Origin of the sequence: Polaribacter vadi (assembly GCF_001761365.1) — a bacterium.
In the GTDB taxonomy this organism is placed as follows: domain Bacteria; phylum Bacteroidota; class Bacteroidia; order Flavobacteriales; family Flavobacteriaceae; genus Polaribacter; species Polaribacter vadi.
The window spans coordinates 2,011,998-2,030,368 of record NZ_CP017477.1 but is presented as its reverse complement, the minus strand read 5'-3'; the positions used below and the strand labels follow the sequence as shown (position 1 = coordinate 2,030,368).

Here is an 18,371-nt window from a genome sequence, read left to right as displayed (position 1 = left end):
TACAAAAAACAAAAAATAAAGCAGCTAGGTTTATACGAATAATCATGTAAAAAATTACGAAATCGATATAAATCGATGATGTTTTTTTGCAAATGTTTAATTTCTGATAAAAAGTATTGAAATTGTTATTTTTTTATTCTGTTGGTTCTACAGAAAGTGGGCTTGGGCACCACAAATTCCAACGAGTTGGGTCGTTTTTTAATAGAAAACCTTTTAGTAAATTTTCGTCTCTATAAGCGATGTAATCATCATAAATAAATGCAGTAGGATTTTTACCTAAATCTTTAAATTGAAATGAAAATTGGTTTAAATCTAAATCCATTTGATCTACATAAACAAAATCAAAATTATTTAATTTTAGTTTTTTATTGATGGCAGAAAAATTATTACTAGCATTAAACAAACCAGAAACTGCATAAATACTTGCAGATTTTTTTAAGGTTGATGTAGTTGTCTTTTGAGCATTGATAGAAAAACTTAAAAGAAAAATAAGCATTAAAAATAAGTAGTTATTTTTCATAACGTTATCCTTTAGATGAGAATTCTAAAGATACTAATTTTTTTCTTCAAAATTTTGCAAACCTTCTTTTAACCAAGCATAATACGTATCTCTATCTGTATATTGTTGGGCTTTGTTTAAAATTTCCAAATCTGGACTTAATAAAACATAATAAGGTTGTGAAGTATTATTAAAGTTGACATACTGAAAAGTTGCCCATTTATTTCCGTAAGTTTTTATCTTTTTAATTTTTCCATTGGCTTTTAAAAAATCGAATTGTTGTGCTTCAGGTAACTCTTTTTCATTGTCATCAACATACAAAGAAATTAAAATATAATCGTTTTTTAACGTTTGATAAATATCCAATTCGCTCCAAACATTTTCTTCCATTTTTCTACAATTTACACAAGCCCAACCTGTAAAATCTAATAAAATTGGTTTGTTAACTTCTTTAGCTTTCGCTAAGCCCTCTTCAAAATCTTTGTAGCAATCTAAACCTAAAGGACATTCGCTTTCTTGCTCGTAAATACTATAAAATTGTGGAGGAGGAAAGCCACTTAACAATCCTAAATTCCAGGTAGGGTTTTTCAAAACTCCAGGAGCCATATAAATAACAAAAGAAACGACTAAAATGCCAAAAGAAATCCTTGAAAATGATAATTTTTTGATGGGCGAATCGTGAGGGAATTTAATTTTAGCAAATAAATATAAAGCTAAACCACTAAAAATTACAATCCAAATTCCGATAAAAACTTCACGTTTTAGCAAATCCCAATGTGCAACTAAATCTGCATTTGATAAGAATTTAAAAGCCAACGCCAATTCTAAAAATCCTAAAACTACTTTGGTTGTATTTAACCATCCACCAGATTTTGGTAGCGAATTTAACCAGTTTGGAAACAATGCAAACAATGCAAAAGGCAAAGCCAAAGCCAAGCCAAATCCTGTCATTCCTGCTGTTAATTGTGTTGCTCCACCATCCGAAGTTAAAGAACCAGCCAATAAAGAACCTAAAATGGGTCCTGTACAAGAAAAGGAAACAATTGCTAAGGTTAATGCCATAAAAAAGATGCCAATAATTCCGCCAACTGACGAAGCATCATCCATTTTATTTCCCCAAGAACTTGGTAAGGTTATCTCAAAAAAACCAAAAAATGAGAACGCAAAAACTACTAAAACCACAAAAAAGAAAATATTTAACCAAACATTTGTAGAAATTGTGTTTAAAATTTCAGGATCTAAATTATCTAAAAAGTGAAAAGGTAAACTCAGTAAAATGTAGATAATTACAATAAAAAACCCGTATAAAATTGCATTAAAAATTCCTTTCTTTTTGTTTTTAGATTGTTTCGTAAAAAATGAGACTGTTAAAGGAATCATTGGGAAAACACAAGGTGTTAAAAGTGCTAAGAAACCACCAACAAAACCAAGAATAAAGATGCTAAATAAACCATCTGAACTCTCTGAATTTGAATCTGAACCATTTTTTAAAAGTGCTGTGTTTTTTAAATCTAATTGTAATTGTTGGGTTAATTTTTTACTTTTTTCATCGATAGAAACTGTTTCTTCAATTAAATTTCCTGCTAAAGAAAGCGTAAAATTTTCATCGATGTTAATACAAGCAGTTTCACAAACTTGACCAAAGAAATTTAGTTTTATTTGTGTAATTTTTTTGTTGGTTAATTGAATTCTTTGGGTAATAATTGCTTTATCTTTAAATACAATTTCTTCAAGTTCCCAAATATCAGAATATTTTTTGAACGTATCTTTTTCATCTGCTTTACCAACTAATTTATAACCACTTTCATTTTCTAAAATGGTAATTTCTAAAGGTAAAGAAGCGTTTTCTGGATTGTATTGCGAATATAAATACCAACCTTTATAAAGTGTTGCACTAAAAATAATATCGTACTCAGTTTCTGATATTTTAGTTACAGAAGTTTCTAATTTTATAGGTTCATCTTCAGTTTGTGCGTTTAAAAATAGGGTAAACAAAAAGATGAAAAGTGTGATGAATTTCTTCATTATAAAGTTGTAATTTTTAAGGTTTTTCTGGTTGATGATGTTGTTGAAAAACGCCTGTCTTGTCTGTGATTTATCACCCAGATAATTTCGTTATCAGCATTGCAAAGTAACCAAGTATTTTCTTTTTCTAAAACTGAAAATTTATCATCTTTAAAAAATTTACTCAACTTTTTTTTGCCTTGCATTTTTGTAGGATAAAGATACTCTCCATTTTGCCATTTTCTAACAAGTAAAGGGTACTTTAACAAATCTTTATCAACGTAAATAGTTTGCTTATTTTCTGTTGATATTTGCTTAACTGTTTCAAAAGTTAAATGAATAGGATTCTTGATTTCTAATTCATCTTTGTTTATATTAAAAGATCTTTCGACTTTGTCTAAGTTAACATCTGTCTTTCTAGATAAAATTAAAAAATCTCTGTCTTTTAACAAACGATGTGTTTTAGAAAAAACTTGTTTACCAGATTGTGCAGAAAGTAAATCGTAAACATCATTCCATTCTGTAAAACTATGGTTTTTTAAAAGTTGATATAAATATGCTTTCGGATTTGAAAGTTGCTGTATTTTATCGATATTTATTTTTGTGATAGCTTCTTTTGTCTCAATAATTTCTGATGAAACTTCCTCAATTCTATCCTCAAGTATTTGCTGACTTTCTTGTAAATTTTCAAGCGTTTTTTCAAATGACGAAAGTAAACTTGGATTGATCTCTTTTAAAACAGGAATCACTTGATGTCTTAATTTATTTCTAGTGTATTTTGTAGATGCATTACTGGCATCTTCTCGCCATTCAATCTTGTTTTCTTTGGCATATTTTAGTATTTCTTCTCTAGAAAAAGGCAAAAGTGGACGAACAATATTTCCATTTATTTTTGGAATTCCTGTAAAACCCTCCAAACCAGTTCCTCTTGTTAAATTGATCAAAAAAGTTTCTAAATTATCATCTGCATGATGAGCTGTTAAAATATAATCGAATTTGTGCTTTTCTACCAGTTCTTGAAACCAAGTATAACGCAATTCTCTTGCTGCAATTTGTGTAGAAAGTTTATTGTCTTTGGAGTATTTTTCTGTATTAAATGATTTTATAAAAATCTGATTAGACGTTTTTTGTGACAAATTATTTACAAATTCTTCATCTAAATCACTTTCTTTTCCACGCAAATTAAAATTACAATGAGCTAAAGAAATATCAAAATTTAAAGTTGCTAAAAGGTGATGCAGAACAACAGAATCTAAGCCACCAGAAATGGCAATTAGTAATTTTTTATCCTTTAAAAAAGGAACATTTATGTTGATATGTGCTGTGAGTTTTTGTATCATTTTAAGGCTCAAAAATACGAAAATTAAAGATGATAAAACTATAATTGAGCGTTCAACCAATCAACAATATCTTGTAACATTTCTTCTTTGCATAAATCGTTATGCAATTCGTGGAAACCACCTTTGTATAGTTTTAAAGTGGCATTTTTTGAATTATTTGCAAATTTCTCTGTTCCTTTATAATCGATGATGCTGTCAGCAGTTCCATGTAATAAGAACATAGGCGTTTTTAATTTATCAGCATTTTCGATTGCCCATTCTCCAGTCTCAATAAATTTAATGGAATAATTTGGACTAATTTTAGCATGAATTAAAGGATCATTCATATATTTTTTCACTTCCTCTTTATCTCTTGAAATTGCATTCACATCCAATTCATTTCCCATGGTTAAAGAAGGTGCAATATTTTGGAGCATTTTCCCAACAAATAATTTTATAGCTGATGGTTTAAAAGCCAATTTTAAAAACGGACTTGTTGCAATAATTCCTTTTAATTGATGTTCTTTTCTGATACTATAATTTACAACAGCATTTCCACCCATGGAATGTCCGTATAAAAAAACTGGTTTTTCTGGAAAGAGTTTTCTTGCTTTTTCAATCACTTTAGAAATGCTCTCTAAAACAGCTTCAAAATTAGGATTATGACCACGTTTCCCTTCAGTTTTTCCATGTCCAAAATGATCAAAAGCAACTACAGAAAAATTGTTGTCAGTTAGTTTTTTAGCCACATGTTCGTAACGTGAAGAATGTTCGCCCATTCCATGAGCCAAAACAACAACAGCTTTCGTGTTTTCTGCTTCCCAAGATTGTCCGTAAAATTTGGTATTATAAAAGTCGAAATTAAATTCTTTGTGTGTCATAATTAGCTCTAGTTTGTTACGCTAATATCATCAGAAGTATTTAATTTACCATCTTTTCCTAAAGAAATTAGTTCGTAATTTAAGGAATCTTTAGAAATCTTGTAAATAAATTCGTTTTTCCAAGCATCTAAAGTGATGTTTTTACGCAAAGGATTATTTCTAATAATCGTTTTTAGTTCTTTTGGATAATAGTCAAATTGCTTTTTTTCTGACTCTAATAGCAATTTTATTTCAATAATTTTGTCTAAAGTCGATGCAAAGTTTTGATTTCGAAATCTATTAAATCTCAAAAAGAGAAAAGGGATTGAAATGATAAGAATTACAATTCCAATTTTATTCATTGGACTTATCATTCTTTTTTTAGGTAGCTTATTTTCTTTCTCGAACTTTCTTCTTTTCCTTACTTTAAACCAATGTTTAATGTCTGAATAAAGCTCTAAAACATCTACAATTAAACTATGCACTTTTATTGTTTTTCAACCAAACTCTAAGTTCTTTTCTTAAAGATTGCTCAGGTTTTGGCAAAGGAATTGTATTTCCAAATTTTTTGCTTCTATTAAATTTAGAGAAGGTAATTTTTAGCTGTTTCCATTCCTCAGGATACAATTCTAAAAATTTATTGAACATCGATTGTTCTGTTTGTTTCTCTTTAAGTGTATCAAAAATAAGTTTGAATTTTTCTTCTTTTTCTAAGATCATGCTGCTAATAATTTATGTTTTAATTAATAATGTTTCTGCTAAAATTAAAAAGTATTGATTTGTTTTTTACTCAGAATTCAGTAAGACAAATTTCATAGCTTTTGCTTTTAACAAGCATTCTTCATATTCTTTTTCAGGAATAGATTTTGCAGTAATTGCGCCACCAACTGAATACGAAATATACTTTTTTTCTTCATTATACAAAATACTTCTTATCACAACATTAAAATCGAAATCGCCTGTTGGTGTAAAATAACCTACAGTTCCAGAATACAAACCACGTTTTGTTTCTTCTAAATTTTCAATGATTTTCATGGCAGAAACTTTTGGAGCTCCAGTCATACTTCCCATAGGGAAAGTACTTTGTAAAACATTAATTGGATGCGTTTTCTCATCAATTTCAGAAACTACAGTCGATATCATTTGATGCACTTGTTTAAAAGAATACACCTTGCACAATTCCTCTACTTTAACAGAACCAATTTTTGCAGTTTTTGATAAATCGTTTCTTACCAAATCTACAATCATTACATTTTCAGAACGTTCTTTTTGATCTCTTTCTAAATCTGAAGCAATTTTGGCATCATCAATTTTACTAATTAAGCGTTTTGCAGTACCTTTTATAGGTTGAGAAATAATTTTAGTTCCTTCTTTTTTAATGTATCTTTCAGGAGAAGCACTCAATAAATATTGATGTTCCATTTTTAGAAAAGTAGCAAAAGGAGGTGTAGAAATTTCATTTAAATGATTGTAAACTTTCAACGGATTTATGGTTGAATTTTCAGCATAAAATTCTTGACAAAAATTAGCTTCATAAATATCGCCTCTTTTAATATGCTCTAAAACTTTGTTTACTTTAGAATGATATTCATCTTTATGAATTCGAAGTTTTATTTTGATGTCATTTTTTGAATTCACTTCATCAAGCTCAGTGTGACAATTAATTTTATTAATTTCATCAAAATCTCCATCAATTTCATCATCAACCATTTTTAAATACTGAAACTCAATAGTATTTTGGTTGATGAAAAATAATTTTTGTGGCTGAAAAAAGTACAAATCAGCAAAATCTAAACCATCAAAATTATTCGAAGAAAGGCGTTCTACATCATTTTTTACATCATAAGAAATATACCCGAAAATATAGTCTTTTGTAATGGTTTGATATTCCTTTAGTTTCTCAAAACCGTTCAGATAATCGGTTTTTATAGAAGTAAATTCTTCAACAGCCAAACAACCATCAAAACTAGAATATTGCTGTTTGTAATTGTTAGAATCTAACCACAAAATAGTTTCAAATTGTTGTGCCCAAAAGAGTAAATTCTCTTTAAATTTTGAGATATTATCAACAGAAAAAGTTTTTGTAGTTCTTTGCATATTTAAATGACAAGACCTCACAGGTTCAGATACTGAATCAAGTTCAGCACAAGAAACCTGTGAGGTCTGATTATTAGTTTTATTTTATATTAAGCATTCAATGGTTTTCCATCCCAAGCAGCTTTTGCAGCTTCTTTAACAGCTTCAGAATAGGTTGGGTGACCATGACAAATTCTTGCTAAATCTTCTGCTGATGCTCTATATTCCATAGCAACTGCAGCTTCCATAATTAAATCTGCAACTCTTGCGCCAACCATATGAACTCCTAAAATTTCATCTGTTTTTTTATCAGCTAAAACTTTTACAAAACCATCTAAATCTCCACTTGCTCTAGATCTTCCTAAAGCACGCATCGAAAATTTACCAGCTTTATAATCAATTTTTGCTTCTTTTAATTCCTCTTCAGTTTTACCAACTGCAGCAGCTTCTGGCCATGTATACACAATTCCAGGAATCAAATTATAATTGATATGTGGTTTTTCACCAGCTAAATATTCTGCTACTACAACACCTTCTTCTTCAGCTTTATGAGCCAACATTGCACCTTTTACAACATCACCAATTGCATAAATATTTTTTACGTTAGTTTGTAAATGGTCGTTTATGGTTACTTGTCCACGTTCGTTTACTTCCACACCAACTTTTTCTAAACCTAAACCTTCTGTATATGCTTTTCTTCCTACAGAAACCAAGCAATAATCTCCAGAAAATTCAATTTCTCTATCTTTTTTATCAGTAGCTTTTACAACAATAGTATCGCCATTTCTTTCAACAGAATTCACTTTATGACTTGTTGCAAACTTAATGCCTTGCTTTTTGAAAACTTTTTGTAATTCTTTAGAAACATCAGCATCCATTCCTGGAACAATCTTGTCCATATATTCAATTACAGTAACATCTGCACCTAATCTTTTATATACAGAACCTAACTCTAAACCAATTACTCCACCACCAATTACTAATAAATGTTTTGGTACTTCTTTTAATTTTAAAGCTTCAGTAGATGTTATCACTCGCTCTTTATCAATGTTGATAAAAGGTAAGTTTGATGGTTTTGAACCAGTTGCTATAATAATATCAGTTCCTTCAATTACTTCTGATGAACCATCATTTTTAGCTATTTTTACATGTGTTGCATCTTCAAAAGAACCTAAACCTTCAAAAACATCAATATTATTTTTGTCCATTAAATATTTAATTCCACCAGTTGTAGTTTCTACAACACTGGCTTTTCTTGCAACCATTTTTGTAAAATCGAAGCTTGGCTTTTCAACCGAAATTCCATGTTCTTCAAAATGATGAACAGCATCGTAAAAATGATGAGAAGAATCTAATAATGCTTTAGACGGAATACAACCAACATTTAAACAAGTTCCTCCTAAAGTGCTGTATTTTTCAATAATTGCCACTTTTTTTCCTAATTGTGATGCTCTAATTGCAGCAATATATCCTCCAGGTCCAGAACCAATAACAATAATATCGTATTTCATGTGATGTTTTTTAATTGACATTTAAACAACAAAAATAAGGATATTTTAGAGAATACTATTCAAATTATGTAGATTTACCTTTTGTTAATCTATAAATTTTATCTCATGAAAATTTTAAAGAAAATAGGAATTGCATTATTGTTGATATTAATAATTGCTCAGTTTTTTGGACCTGAAAAAAACGATGGAAATATTGATACTGTAAATGCATTTGTAGCAGAAACAAATCCTACAGAAGAAGTGTTGACTATTATGAAAACAAGTTGTTTTGATTGCCACTCTGCAAAAACAAATTATCCTTGGTATAACTCAATTACACCTGTTAATTATTGGTTGGATGAGCATATAAAAGACGGAAAAAAGCATCTTGATTTTTCTAAATGGAGTGAATATTCTTTAAAGAAAAAAGAACATAAAATGGATGAATTGCATGAAGAAGTAGAAAAAGGCGAAATGCCATTAGATTCTTATACTTGGACTCATGATGAAGCAAATTTAACACAAGAACAAGTGGATGCCATTGTAACTTGGGGCAAAAAAGTGCAAGCAGAATATAAGCAACAAATGAGCGCAGAATAAGTGAAACAACATATTTTAATACTTGGAACAGTTTGGGTTGAGCCCAATTCTTCTGCTGCTGGCAGTAGAATGTTGCAGTTGATTGAATTGTTCTTAAATGAAAATTATAAAGTAACTTTTGCATCTACTGCACAAAAATCAGAAAAAGCTACAAACTTAACTTCTTTACATGTAGATGAAGTTACTATCGAATTAAATTCGACTTCTTTTGATGATTTTATCATTGAGCTAAAACCAACAATCGTTCTTTTTGATCGATTTATGACTGAGGAACAATTTGGTTGGCGAGTTGCAGAAAATTGCTCAAATGCACTAAGAATTTTAGATACAGAAGATTTACATTTTTTACGCAAAGTTCGTCATCAACAATTAAAAAAAGGAGAAGATTTTACCAACGAAGCTTTATTAAAATCTAATGATACAAAAAGAGAAATCGCCTCCATTTTAAGATGCGATTTATCTTTAATTATTTCAACTTATGAAATGGATTTGCTAAAATCGGTTTTTAAGATTGATGCAAATATTCTCTATTATTTACCTTTTTTGTTGGATAAGATTGATGAACATCAATCTAAAAAATGGAAAACTTTTGAGCAAAGAGAACATTTTGTTTTTATTGGTAACTTTTTTCATAAACCAAATGTTGATGCAGTTATTACTTTAAAAAATGCAATTTGGAGTGAAATAAGAGAATATCTTCCAAAAGCAGAAGTTCATATTTATGGTGCTTATGTAAATCAGCAAATACAAGAATTGCACAATAAAAAAGAAGGTTTTATTGTAAAAGGTTTTGCAGAAAACTCAACAGAAGTTATTGAAAATGCTAGAGTTCTTTTAGCGCCTTTACGTTTTGGAGCAGGCATCAAAGGAAAATTAACAGAAGCAATGGTTTGTGGAACCCCAAGTGTAACCACAACTATTGGTGCAGAAGGAATGTGTGATCGATTTCCTTGGCCAGGTTTTGTAAATGATAAGTTTTCTGATTTTGCATTGATGGCAGCTGAATTGTATAGAAATAAAGAAATGTGGCAAGTTTCGCAAGAAACAGGAATAAATATTATCAATTATGTATTCGATAAAGAAAAGTTAAGTCCGGTTTTTATCAATAGAATTATAGAAATTCAAGATAATTTAGAAAATCATAGAACACAAAACTTTTTGGGAAGTTTGTTACAGCATCAAACTTTACAAGCTACTAAGTTTATGAGTAAATGGATTGAGGTTAAAAATAGTCATCAGTAAAAACAGTCTTTAGTTTGCAGTTATTAACAGTTTTTCATTTCACAGTCGCAGTTTCCAGTAGAAAACTGACTGCCAACAGAATTACTGCTTACTGAAAGTTGGGTCATAATTTAAAGGCAAAGAATTTGCAAATTTTTCATAAGACCAATAACCAAAATACATAACATTTAATGGGTTTTTTAAAGTTCCATTATCATTAAGAATTACTGGTTTTTTAATGGGTATTACTAAAGAAGGTTGAAAAATCGATAACTCTTTTTCTTCAAATGTTTGTGTTTCTAAAAATGCTTGTTCTTTTTCTTCTCTTATATAATATACAAGCATATTATCTTCAAATAAAAGGTAATTTGTATTTTTATAAAATCCTATGATTCTACTTCTTTCAATATTAAAATCATAGGTTGTATGTTCATATAATGGTAGGTTATTATTATTTAAAACAATCATTGCTGAATCTTTAGCTGTGAGAATCTTTTTATCCTCAATATACCAATTTCTTGGAATTTTTATATTTTCTCCTAAAATTTCCTTGGCTTTCTCTACCTCTTCTTCTGAGGGTCTTTTTGGGTTTGGAATTCTTTCAAATAAATCAACTCTAAATCCATCTTCCATTAAGTTGTTTTCTAACAAAGATTTGTAAAAATGTCTAGGAGAACCATTATATGCCTCTAGTCTTTTTCTTTCCCAATATTTGATTTTTCGTTTATTTCCTTCTAATTCTTGATATTTAGAATAGCCCAAATAAGAGGTGTACTCTTCGCTTCTATAAAAATAAACCAATTCGTAAACTATAGAGTACCCTAAACCTTTATTCTCAATTATTATAGGTTTTCTAGCAAATGCTTGTAATATTTTTTTATTTTCATCATATTTAAAATATATATCCTTAGGGTTTACAATTTTACAATGTTTTGCTAACTTACTTTCACCAATGAAATTCTTTTCAAAAATTTTCAAATTTTTTCTCCATGCTCTATCATAGATGGATTTTCTTATAATCACTTCACCTAAAACACTTTCTTCTTCTTCTAAATAAAACTTCAATGGTTTTTTATAATCTTGAGTATTTAAAGTGTAATTAATTTTTTTAAAACCCAAATAAGACACAATCAATTCATAATGCCCCTCTTTAACAGGAAGAGAAAATTCACCTTTTCCGTTTGTTGTTGTTCCAAGCATTGTACTATTTAAATACACAGCAACATTTTCCAAGGGCTCATTATTTTGATAAACAGTACCTTTAATAACAATTTGCGATGAAATTGAAACAGAAAATAAAAGATATAAAAGTAAAATTTTATTTTTCATTTGATAATAAAAATACAAATTTATGTAACTTTTTACTAAATCAATCCAGCTCTTTTTAAAAGTGCATCTGGTTTTGGCTCTTGACCTCTAAAACGTTTGTACAATTCCATTGGTTTTTCTGTGCCACCTTTCGATAAAATGTTTTCTTTGAATTTAGTAGCAACTTCTTTGTTAAAAATTCCTTTTTCTAGGAAATATTCAAAAGCATCAGCATCTAAAACTTCAGCCCATTTGTAAGAATAATATCCAGCAGAATAACCTCCTTGAAAAATGTGCGAAAATGATGTGCTCATTGCATTTTCTGCAACATCAGGATATAGTTTTGTATCAGCAAAAGCATCATTTTCAAACTCTTTTATACTTTTTATTGCTGATGGATTTTCAGAATGCCATTTCATATCTAACAACCCAAAACTTAATTGACGTAAAGTTTGCATTCCTTCATGAAAACTTGCAGATTCTTTTATTTTCTCCACATATTTCATTGGGATAATTTCGCCAGTTTCATAATGTTTTGCAAACAACTCTAAAGCTTCTTTTTCATAACACCAGTTCTCAAAAATCTGACTTGGTAATTCAACAAAATCCCAAGAAACAGACGTTCCAGATAAACTATTATAAGTCGTGTTTGCTAACATGCCATGCAAAGCGTGTCCAAATTCATGGAACAACGTAGTAACTTCATTAAAAGTTAATAAAGAAGGTTTTGTAGCTGTTGGTTTTGTGAAATTACAAACAATAGAAACATGAGGTCTTTCATTTACACCATCTTTTACATATTGAGATTTGTAACTCGTCATCCAAGCACCATTTCGTTTTCCTTTCCTTGGATGATAATCAGCATAAAAAACGGAAATAAAATTACCCTTTGAATCAGTAACATTATACGTTTTTACTTCAGGATGATATTTGTCGATGTTAAAAACTTCTTCAAAATTTAAATCATATAAACGATTTGCGATTTCAAAAACACCATCAATTACATTTTCTAATTTAAAATAAGGTTTTAAAATTTCTTGATCTAAATCGAATAATTCTTTCTTCAGCTTTTCTGAATAATAAGCACCATCCCATTTTTGAAGTTGATCAATTCCATCTAAATTTTTGGCGAATTTTTCTAAGTTTTCGAATTCTTTTTTAGCAGCAGGTTTTGCTTTTGTCAATAAGTTATTAGAAAAAGCGATTACTTTTTCTGGTGAAACAGCCATTCTTTCTTCTAAAACAAAATGAGCATGCGTTTTATACCCTAATAAATTTGCTCTTTGCTGACGAAGATTTACAATTTCTAAAACGTTTTTTTCGTTATTGAATTTGTTGTCTTGAAACGCTTTTTTACCAGCAGCAATTGCCATTTCTTTTCGCAATTCTCTATTATCTGCATACGTTAAAAACGGAATGTAGCTTGGGTATTGCAACGTAAAAATATAACCTTCTTTTTCTTGCTCTTTAGCTAATTGATGAGCTGCTTCTTTTACACTTTCAGGTAAGCCAGAAACATCTTTTTCGTCAGTTAAATGCATTTCAAAAGCATTAGTTTCTGCCAACACATTTTCACCAAATTGTAAAGATAATTTAGATAGTTTAGCATCAATTTCACGAAGCTTTGTTTTATCAGCATTGTTTAAATTGGCTCCATTTCTTGCAAAACCTTTGTATTGTTTATCCAACAACATTTTTTGTTCTGGTGATAAATCTAAATTTTCTTTATCATCAAAAACCGATTTTACTCTTTTAAATAACTCTTCATTTAAAGTGATGTCGTTACTAAACTCACTCAACCAAGGAGAAACTTCTTGTGCAATTTTCTGAATTTCATCATTAGTTTCTGCCGAATTTAAATTGAAAAAAATACTGGTAATTCTGCTTAATTTATCCCCAGAAAAATCTAAAGCAACTGTGGTGTTTTCAAAAGTTGGAGCATCAGTATTATTTACAATGGCATCAATTTCTGCTTTGGCAATTTCGATACCTTTTTTAATGGCTGGTTTATAGTGTTCGGCTTTAATTTTAGAAAATGGAGCTGTATTAAAATCTTGTAAAAGTGGATTCATGTTTTTGTGTTCAAGGTTTAATATTTAAAATTCAAGATTAAATTCTGAATCTTAAACAATAATTTTAAATTTTTCATTAAATGAAATATGCCATAATTTCACAAATAAATAGTAGTGAATTTATGGCATAAAAATAAGAATAAGTAGTTGATTAACTTTAAATTTTAAACTAAGAATTTTGAATTCTTTTCGCTGCTTGTTCAACCTTTAATTTTAAACCTTCTTTGTAGGTAATAATTTTATCTAACACACATTTATCTGAAGTTCCGATAATTTGTGCAGCTAAAATACCTGCATTTTTTGCGCCATCTAAAGCTACTGTTGCAACAGGAACACCTCCAGGCATTTGTAAAATCGATAAAACAGAATCCCAACCATCAATAGAATTTCTGCTTTTTACAGGAACTCCAATTACAGGCAAAGGACTCATACTTGCCACCATTCCTGGTAAATGAGCTGCACCTCCAGCACCAGCAATAATTACTTTTATTCCACGTAAATGAGCATTTTTAGAATACTCAACTAATTTTTCTGGAGTTCTGTGAGCAGACACAATATCTACTTCAATAGCGATATCAAAACTCTCTAAAATATCAATTGCTTCTTGCATTATTGGAAGATCTGAATCGCTTCCCATTATTATTCCTATCATATTTACTTACTTATAACCCTAATTGTTTCTTTTACTTTCTGTGCAATTTCTCTGGCTTTATCAATATCAGCATTTACAATCGTTACATGACCCATTTTTCTAAAAGGACGTGTTTCTTTTTTCCCATAAATATGAGGTGTAACTCCATCAATCTTTAAAATTTCTTCGATGTTTTCGTAAATTACATCACCAGAAAAACCTTCTTCACCAACAAGATTTACCATAATTCCTGCAACTTTGCTGGCTGTATTTCCTAGAGGAAGGTTTAAAACAGCACGTAAATGTTGCTCAAATTGATTGGTATAACTCGCTTCAATTGAATAGTGGCCAGAATTATGTGGTCTTGGAGCAACTTCGTTTACCAAAATTTTATCATCTGCAGTTTGAAACATTTCAACCGCTAATAAACCAACAAAATCTAATTTACTAACCACATTTAAAGCGACTTCTCTAGCTTTTTCTGCCACTTTAAAATCGATTCTTGCTGGACAAATTACATATTCTACTTGGTTTGCTTCAGGATGAAATTCCATTTCCACAACAGGATATGTTTTTGTTTCTCCAGCCGCATTTCTTGCCACAATTACAGCCAATTCGTTTTTAAACGGAATTAATTTTTCTGTAATACATTCTACTTTTGGTAGGCTTTGTAAATCTGTAATGTTCCTAACAATTTTAACGCCATTTCCATCATAACCAAATCGTGCAGCTTTCCAAACAAAAGGAAAATCGATAATATCATTTTCGTAAGAATGTATTAATTCTTGCAAATATGCGTAATGAGAAAACTCAGCTGTTGGAATTTGATGATCAACATAAAAGTTTTTTTGCCTTGCTTTACTTTGAATAATTCGTAAATCTCTAGGTTTTGGATAAATGGTTAAACCTTCATCCTCTAGTTTGTCAAGGGCATCTAAATTTACGTTTTCAATCTCTATGGTTAGTACATCAACAGTTTTACCAAAATTGTAAACAGCCTCAAAATCTAGCAAATCTCCAACTACAAAAGTGTTGCAAATTTCTGCACAAGGCGCATTTTTATTACTTTCTAAAATGGATGTATGGATATCGAATTTTTGAGTTTCTGCCAACAGCATTCTACCTAATTGTCCACCACCTAAAATACCTAATTTAAAATTTGAAGAAAAATAGTTTTTCACGTTTGTTATTGTTGTGTTTCAGCAAAAATAAGCATCTAAAAAGTAAGAAACTATTAAAAATTACTGATTCGAATTGTACTTCCGTTTTTTGTAACTTTATATTCAATTGCTGGGCACTCAAAACCATCAGTTTGTGGAGCACCACCAAAATCTACGCTATATTTACTTTCATGGCAAGAACATGTTAAAACTCTGCCTTCAAGAACCATTGGAGTAGTACACTCGTTTTTTGGGCATAATTTATCGAAAGCTACAAAATCAGTACCATTTTTATTAAATAATAAAATGCCTTTTACACCTCCAGGAAGTTCTGCAAAACCTCCAGGAGTTTGCGCATTTATCATACTAGGGTTGTTTAAATCTGTTACTGTACTTAAATTAATAGATCTTATACAGTTTGTTAAATTGGTTGTGTCAGAGCAATTTACAAACAGGGTTATACAAACTAAAAGTATTATTTTTTTATACATATTAAATGTGTGTTTTTACAAAAACGATTGCAAGTTACAAATATTTTGTACATTTGTAATCAAATCTCATTCCTGTGAAGGCAATGGGATTTTTTAAATTAAAAAACTATGAGTGACGTATCTTATTATTCAGAAGAAGGATTAAAGAAATTAAAAGACGAATTGTTGCAATTGGAGCAAGTTGAGCGTCCAAGAGTAACTCAAGAAATTGCAGATGCAAGAGATAAAGGCGATTTGAGTGAAAACGCAGAATATCATGCAGCAAAAGAGGAGCAATCTCATTTAGAATTTAAAATCGCCAAACTAAAAAATGTAGTTTCAAATGCGCGTATTTTAGATGAAAGTCAGTTAGATACCTCTAAAATATTAATACATTCTAACGTGAAAATTAAAAATACTACAAACGGAATGGAGTTTAGCTACAGATTGGTGGCAGATTCTGAGACCGATGTTAGAAACGGAAAATTATCTGTAAACTCGCCAATTGGTAAAGGTTTATTAGGTAAGAAAGTTGGTGATATTGCAGAAATTCAAGTTCCAAATGGAATTATGAAATTCGAGATAATAGAGATTTCTAGATAATTTTATTTGAAGCTATTTCCTGCTTTCAGCACTCGCTTTTTTTGCCTGAAAAAGGCAAAAAAGAGCTCAAACAAATGCTTCAATCAGGGCTACACTTGTTTGCAAACTTTTTGAATTAACTTATAAGGAAGTAATAACTTAAAAAAAAACTATTATAATTCGGGTTTTGGCTTTGCTAAAACCCGAATTCTTTTTTATATTTAACAACGAACAACAAACCATAAAATGAGCATATTTACAAAAATAATTACAGGAGAAATACCAAGTTACAAAGTTGCAGAAAATGAAGATTTTATTGCGTTTCTAGACATTAACCCAAATGCAAAAGGACATACTTTGGTTGTGCCAAAAAAAGAAGAAAACAAAATTTTCGATTTATCAAAAGAAGCTTATAGCAACTTAATGGATTTTTCTTACAGAGTTGCAAAAGCATTAGAAAAAGCTGTGCCTTGTAAAAGAATAGGAATGAGTGTAATTGGTTTAGAAGTGCCTCATGTGCATGTTCATTTAGTGCCAACAAATGTTATGAGTGATATGCAGTTTACACACAAAGTAAATTTAAGCAGCGAAGAATTTGTTGCTTTGGCTGAACAGATTTCTAAAGAGTTTGAATAGTTTTTTTGTTTTCCAACCAGTTTTGTCATTTCGACCTTTCGTCTTCGCTCAAGATAAACTTTAGGAGAAATCTCATTACAGTGAGAATAAAAGTTCAGATTTTTAGCTAAATATTTACTAATTTTTTAATTATTCCAATAGTTTACAAATAATTCTAGCCCTGATTGAACGACCTGTTTGAGCTCTTTTTTGCTTTTTTTAAGCAAAAAAAGCGAGTAGTGAAAGCAGGAAATAGCTCCAAAAACTAAACCTTATTCAACAAAATCTGAAATGTAGTTCCTTTATCAATTTCTGACTTTTTAACGAAAATTTTTCCATTATGATAATCTTCTACAATACGTTTAGAAAGTGATAAACCCAAGCCCCAACCACGTTTTTTAGTGGTAAAACCAGGTTTAAAAATCTGCTTGAATAATTTTTTAGGCATTCCTTTTCCAGTGTCAGAAAGCGTGATTTTTACTTTCTTTTGTTCGCTTTCAATCTGTAGGTTTAAATTTCCTTTTCCTAACATAGCATCAATACCATTTTTGATGAGGTTTTCAATCACCCAACCAAATAATTCGGTATTTAAATTTGTGTAAATTTCTTTGTCTGTAGACGAAAATGAAAACGTTATTTGTTTAGAACTTCGAGATTCTAAATAATCGAAAGCTTGTTTTGTAATGTCTACAATATTTTCTTTTTTGAGTTCTGGTTTTGAACCAATTTTAGAAAAACGATTGGCAATTGTGTTTAATCTGTGAACATCTTTTTCGATTTCATGAATATAAGTTTCATCAACTTTTTCCATTTTTAAAATGGCAATCCAACCTAATAGAGAAGATAAAGGTGTGCCAATTTGATGTGCAGTTTCCTTAGCCATTCCTGTCCACAATTTATTAGTTTCTGCAGCTTTGTTAGAACTATAGAACAAATAAATTACAGCTAAGAATAAAACTAAAATCAACAATAAAGCTAAAGGATAATAGGTGAGTTTGTCTAATAAAGCTGAATCTCTGTAATAAATATAATCTGTTTTGCCTAAATAATCTACTTCAATAGGTTTGTTTTGTTTCTTCATAATGGCTAACTGATTAGCCAAATATGTAGAGTCGTTTTCTTTTTTAGGATCTAAGTTGTTTGAGCCTTTTATTGCTCCATCAGCATCCACCAAAATAAACGGAATATCTTTTGTTCTGCTGATAATATTTAAAGGAAGTCCAGAGATATTTTTATCTAAATCTGCTAAATTATCGGTCCTTAATTCTTTAATGGCTTCTCCATGAATTTCCATTTTTGCTCTTTCAGCTTGTTTAAATTTCTGAAAAAATGTATAGGTATTCCAAAGAATTAAAGTAACAATTACAAAAGAAACAAGAATTGTAATTCGTTTGAATAATAAGGTGTTTGAGAAAATTTTCATTAAAAACAAATATAAAGATTTCTTGTATATAACTCATTTCA

Annotated in this window: 18 protein-coding genes; 4 read left to right on the top strand and 14 right to left on the bottom strand. The window is 29.8% G+C overall.

The features are described from left to right. Positions 1-133 precede the first annotated feature (133 nt). The 8 genes from LPB03_RS09070 to lpdA all read right to left on the bottom strand — a co-directional run bounded on the left by LPB03_RS09070 (position 134) and on the right by lpdA (position 8,269). Entirely contained in the window at positions 134-520 is a 387-nt protein-coding gene (locus LPB03_RS09070) for a hypothetical protein (protein ID WP_065317628.1), read from the bottom strand. Positions 521-553: 33 nt separating this feature from the next. Then, a complete protein-coding gene (locus tag LPB03_RS09065; protein ID WP_065317629.1) occupies positions 554-2,524 on the bottom strand; it encodes a protein-disulfide reductase DsbD family protein in 1,971 nt (656 codons plus the stop codon). Next, positions 2,524-3,843 carry a tRNA lysidine(34) synthetase TilS gene (gene tilS / locus LPB03_RS09060; protein ID WP_065317630.1) on the bottom strand — a complete coding sequence of 440 codons (1,320 nt, stop codon included), beginning with the start codon at positions 3,841-3,843 and terminating at the stop codon, positions 2,524-2,526. The genes LPB03_RS09065 and tilS overlap by 1 nt, the downstream gene beginning before the upstream one ends. 38 nt (positions 3,844-3,881) lie before the next feature. Beyond that, positions 3,882-4,703, bottom strand: a complete 822-nt coding sequence (locus LPB03_RS09055) for an alpha/beta hydrolase (RefSeq protein ID WP_065317631.1) — start codon at positions 4,701-4,703, stop codon at positions 3,882-3,884. An 8-nt stretch (positions 4,704-4,711) separates the two neighbouring features. Then, positions 4,712-5,167, bottom strand: coding sequence for a type II secretion system protein GspG (locus LPB03_RS09050; RefSeq protein ID WP_065317632.1), 456 nt, complete (start codon positions 5,165-5,167; stop codon positions 4,712-4,714). Further along, positions 5,160-5,402 (bottom strand): hypothetical protein, encoded by a 243-nt coding sequence (locus tag LPB03_RS09045; RefSeq protein WP_065317633.1) that lies wholly within the window; start codon positions 5,400-5,402, stop codon positions 5,160-5,162. The genes LPB03_RS09050 and LPB03_RS09045 overlap by 8 nt, the downstream gene beginning before the upstream one ends. A 66-nt stretch (positions 5,403-5,468) precedes the next feature. Then, a complete protein-coding gene (pabB, locus tag LPB03_RS09040) occupies positions 5,469-6,800 on the bottom strand; it encodes an aminodeoxychorismate synthase component I (protein ID WP_496559460.1) in 1,332 nt (443 codons plus the stop codon). A gap of 68 nt (positions 6,801-6,868) precedes the next feature. Then, on the bottom strand, positions 6,869-8,269 hold the full coding sequence (lpdA, locus tag LPB03_RS09035) for a dihydrolipoyl dehydrogenase (protein ID WP_065317635.1): 1,401 nt from the start codon (positions 8,267-8,269) through the stop codon (positions 6,869-6,871). A 105-nt stretch (positions 8,270-8,374) separates the two neighbouring features. On the opposite strand from lpdA, the gene LPB03_RS09030 reads away from it, so the two are divergent. Further along, on the top strand, positions 8,375-8,848 hold the full coding sequence (locus LPB03_RS09030; RefSeq protein ID WP_065317636.1) for a heme-binding domain-containing protein: 474 nt from the start codon (positions 8,375-8,377) through the stop codon (positions 8,846-8,848). Further along, a complete protein-coding gene (locus tag LPB03_RS09025; RefSeq protein WP_065317637.1) occupies positions 8,849-10,090 on the top strand; it encodes a glycosyltransferase in 1,242 nt (413 codons plus the stop codon). 81 nt (positions 10,091-10,171) lie between these two features. On the opposite strand, the gene LPB03_RS09020 is transcribed toward LPB03_RS09025, so the two are convergent. The 5 genes from LPB03_RS09020 to LPB03_RS09000 form a co-directional block, all read right to left on the bottom strand. Then, positions 10,172-11,398 carry a carboxypeptidase-like regulatory domain-containing protein gene (locus tag LPB03_RS09020; protein WP_065317638.1) on the bottom strand — a complete coding sequence of 409 codons (1,227 nt, stop codon included), beginning with the start codon at positions 11,396-11,398 and terminating at the stop codon, positions 10,172-10,174. A gap of 35 nt (positions 11,399-11,433) precedes the next feature. Beyond that, positions 11,434-13,449, bottom strand: coding sequence for a M3 family metallopeptidase (locus LPB03_RS09015; protein ID WP_065317639.1), 2,016 nt, complete (start codon positions 13,447-13,449; stop codon positions 11,434-11,436). A gap of 169 nt (positions 13,450-13,618) precedes the next feature. Then, complete coding sequence (purE, locus tag LPB03_RS09010) at positions 13,619-14,101, bottom strand: 5-(carboxyamino)imidazole ribonucleotide mutase (protein ID WP_065317640.1); 483 nt, start codon at positions 14,099-14,101, stop codon at positions 13,619-13,621. Positions 14,102-14,103: 2 nt separating this feature from the next. Next, positions 14,104-15,261, bottom strand: a complete 1,158-nt coding sequence (locus LPB03_RS09005; RefSeq protein ID WP_065317641.1) for a 5-(carboxyamino)imidazole ribonucleotide synthase — start codon at positions 15,259-15,261, stop codon at positions 14,104-14,106. Positions 15,262-15,314: 53 nt separating this feature from the next. Continuing rightward, complete coding sequence (locus LPB03_RS09000) at positions 15,315-15,731, bottom strand: Rieske 2Fe-2S domain-containing protein (protein WP_065317642.1); 417 nt, start codon at positions 15,729-15,731, stop codon at positions 15,315-15,317. Between the two features lie 108 nt (positions 15,732-15,839). On the opposite strand from LPB03_RS09000, the gene greA reads away from it, so the two are divergent. Continuing rightward, entirely contained in the window at positions 15,840-16,313 is a 474-nt protein-coding gene (gene greA, locus LPB03_RS08995) for a transcription elongation factor GreA (RefSeq protein ID WP_065317643.1), read from the top strand. A gap of 225 nt (positions 16,314-16,538) precedes the next feature. After that, positions 16,539-16,928, top strand: a complete 390-nt coding sequence (locus LPB03_RS08990; RefSeq protein ID WP_065317644.1) for an HIT family protein — start codon at positions 16,539-16,541, stop codon at positions 16,926-16,928. 244 nt (positions 16,929-17,172) lie between these two features. Here LPB03_RS08990 and LPB03_RS08985 read toward each other — a convergent pair whose 3' ends face one another. Then, complete coding sequence (locus tag LPB03_RS08985; protein ID WP_065317645.1) at positions 17,173-18,330, bottom strand: sensor histidine kinase; 1,158 nt, start codon at positions 18,328-18,330, stop codon at positions 17,173-17,175. Between the last annotated feature and the right edge of the window lie 41 nt (positions 18,331-18,371).

Coding starts and splice junctions, on each gene's coding strand:
- LPB03_RS09070 (WP_065317628.1), bottom strand. CDS start 520: ATGAAAAATAACTACTTATTTTTAATGCTTATTTTTCTTTTAAGTTTT.
- LPB03_RS09065 (WP_065317629.1), bottom strand. CDS start 2,524: ATGAAGAAATTCATCACACTTTTCATCTTTTTGTTTACCCTATTTTTA.
- tilS (WP_065317630.1), bottom strand. CDS start 3,843: ATGATACAAAAACTCACAGCACATATCAACATAAATGTTCCTTTTTTA.
- LPB03_RS09055 (WP_065317631.1), bottom strand. CDS start 4,703: ATGACACACAAAGAATTTAATTTCGACTTTTATAATACCAAATTTTAC.
- LPB03_RS09045 (WP_065317633.1), bottom strand. CDS start 5,402: ATGATCTTAGAAAAAGAAGAAAAATTCAAACTTATTTTTGATACACTT.
- lpdA (WP_065317635.1), bottom strand. CDS start 8,269: ATGAAATACGATATTATTGTTATTGGTTCTGGACCTGGAGGATATATT.
- LPB03_RS09030 (WP_065317636.1), top strand. CDS start 8,375: ATGAAAATTTTAAAGAAAATAGGAATTGCATTATTGTTGATATTAATA.
- LPB03_RS09020 (WP_065317638.1), bottom strand. CDS start 11,398: ATGAAAAATAAAATTTTACTTTTATATCTTTTATTTTCTGTTTCAATT.
- LPB03_RS09015 (WP_065317639.1), bottom strand. CDS start 13,449: ATGAATCCACTTTTACAAGATTTTAATACAGCTCCATTTTCTAAAATT.
- purE (WP_065317640.1), bottom strand. CDS start 14,101: ATGATAGGAATAATAATGGGAAGCGATTCAGATCTTCCAATAATGCAA.
- LPB03_RS09000 (WP_065317642.1), bottom strand. CDS start 15,731: ATGTATAAAAAAATAATACTTTTAGTTTGTATAACCCTGTTTGTAAAT.
- greA (WP_065317643.1), top strand. CDS start 15,840: ATGAGTGACGTATCTTATTATTCAGAAGAAGGATTAAAGAAATTAAAA.
- LPB03_RS08990 (WP_065317644.1), top strand. CDS start 16,539: ATGAGCATATTTACAAAAATAATTACAGGAGAAATACCAAGTTACAAA.
- LPB03_RS08985 (WP_065317645.1), bottom strand. CDS start 18,330: ATGAAAATTTTCTCAAACACCTTATTATTCAAACGAATTACAATTCTT.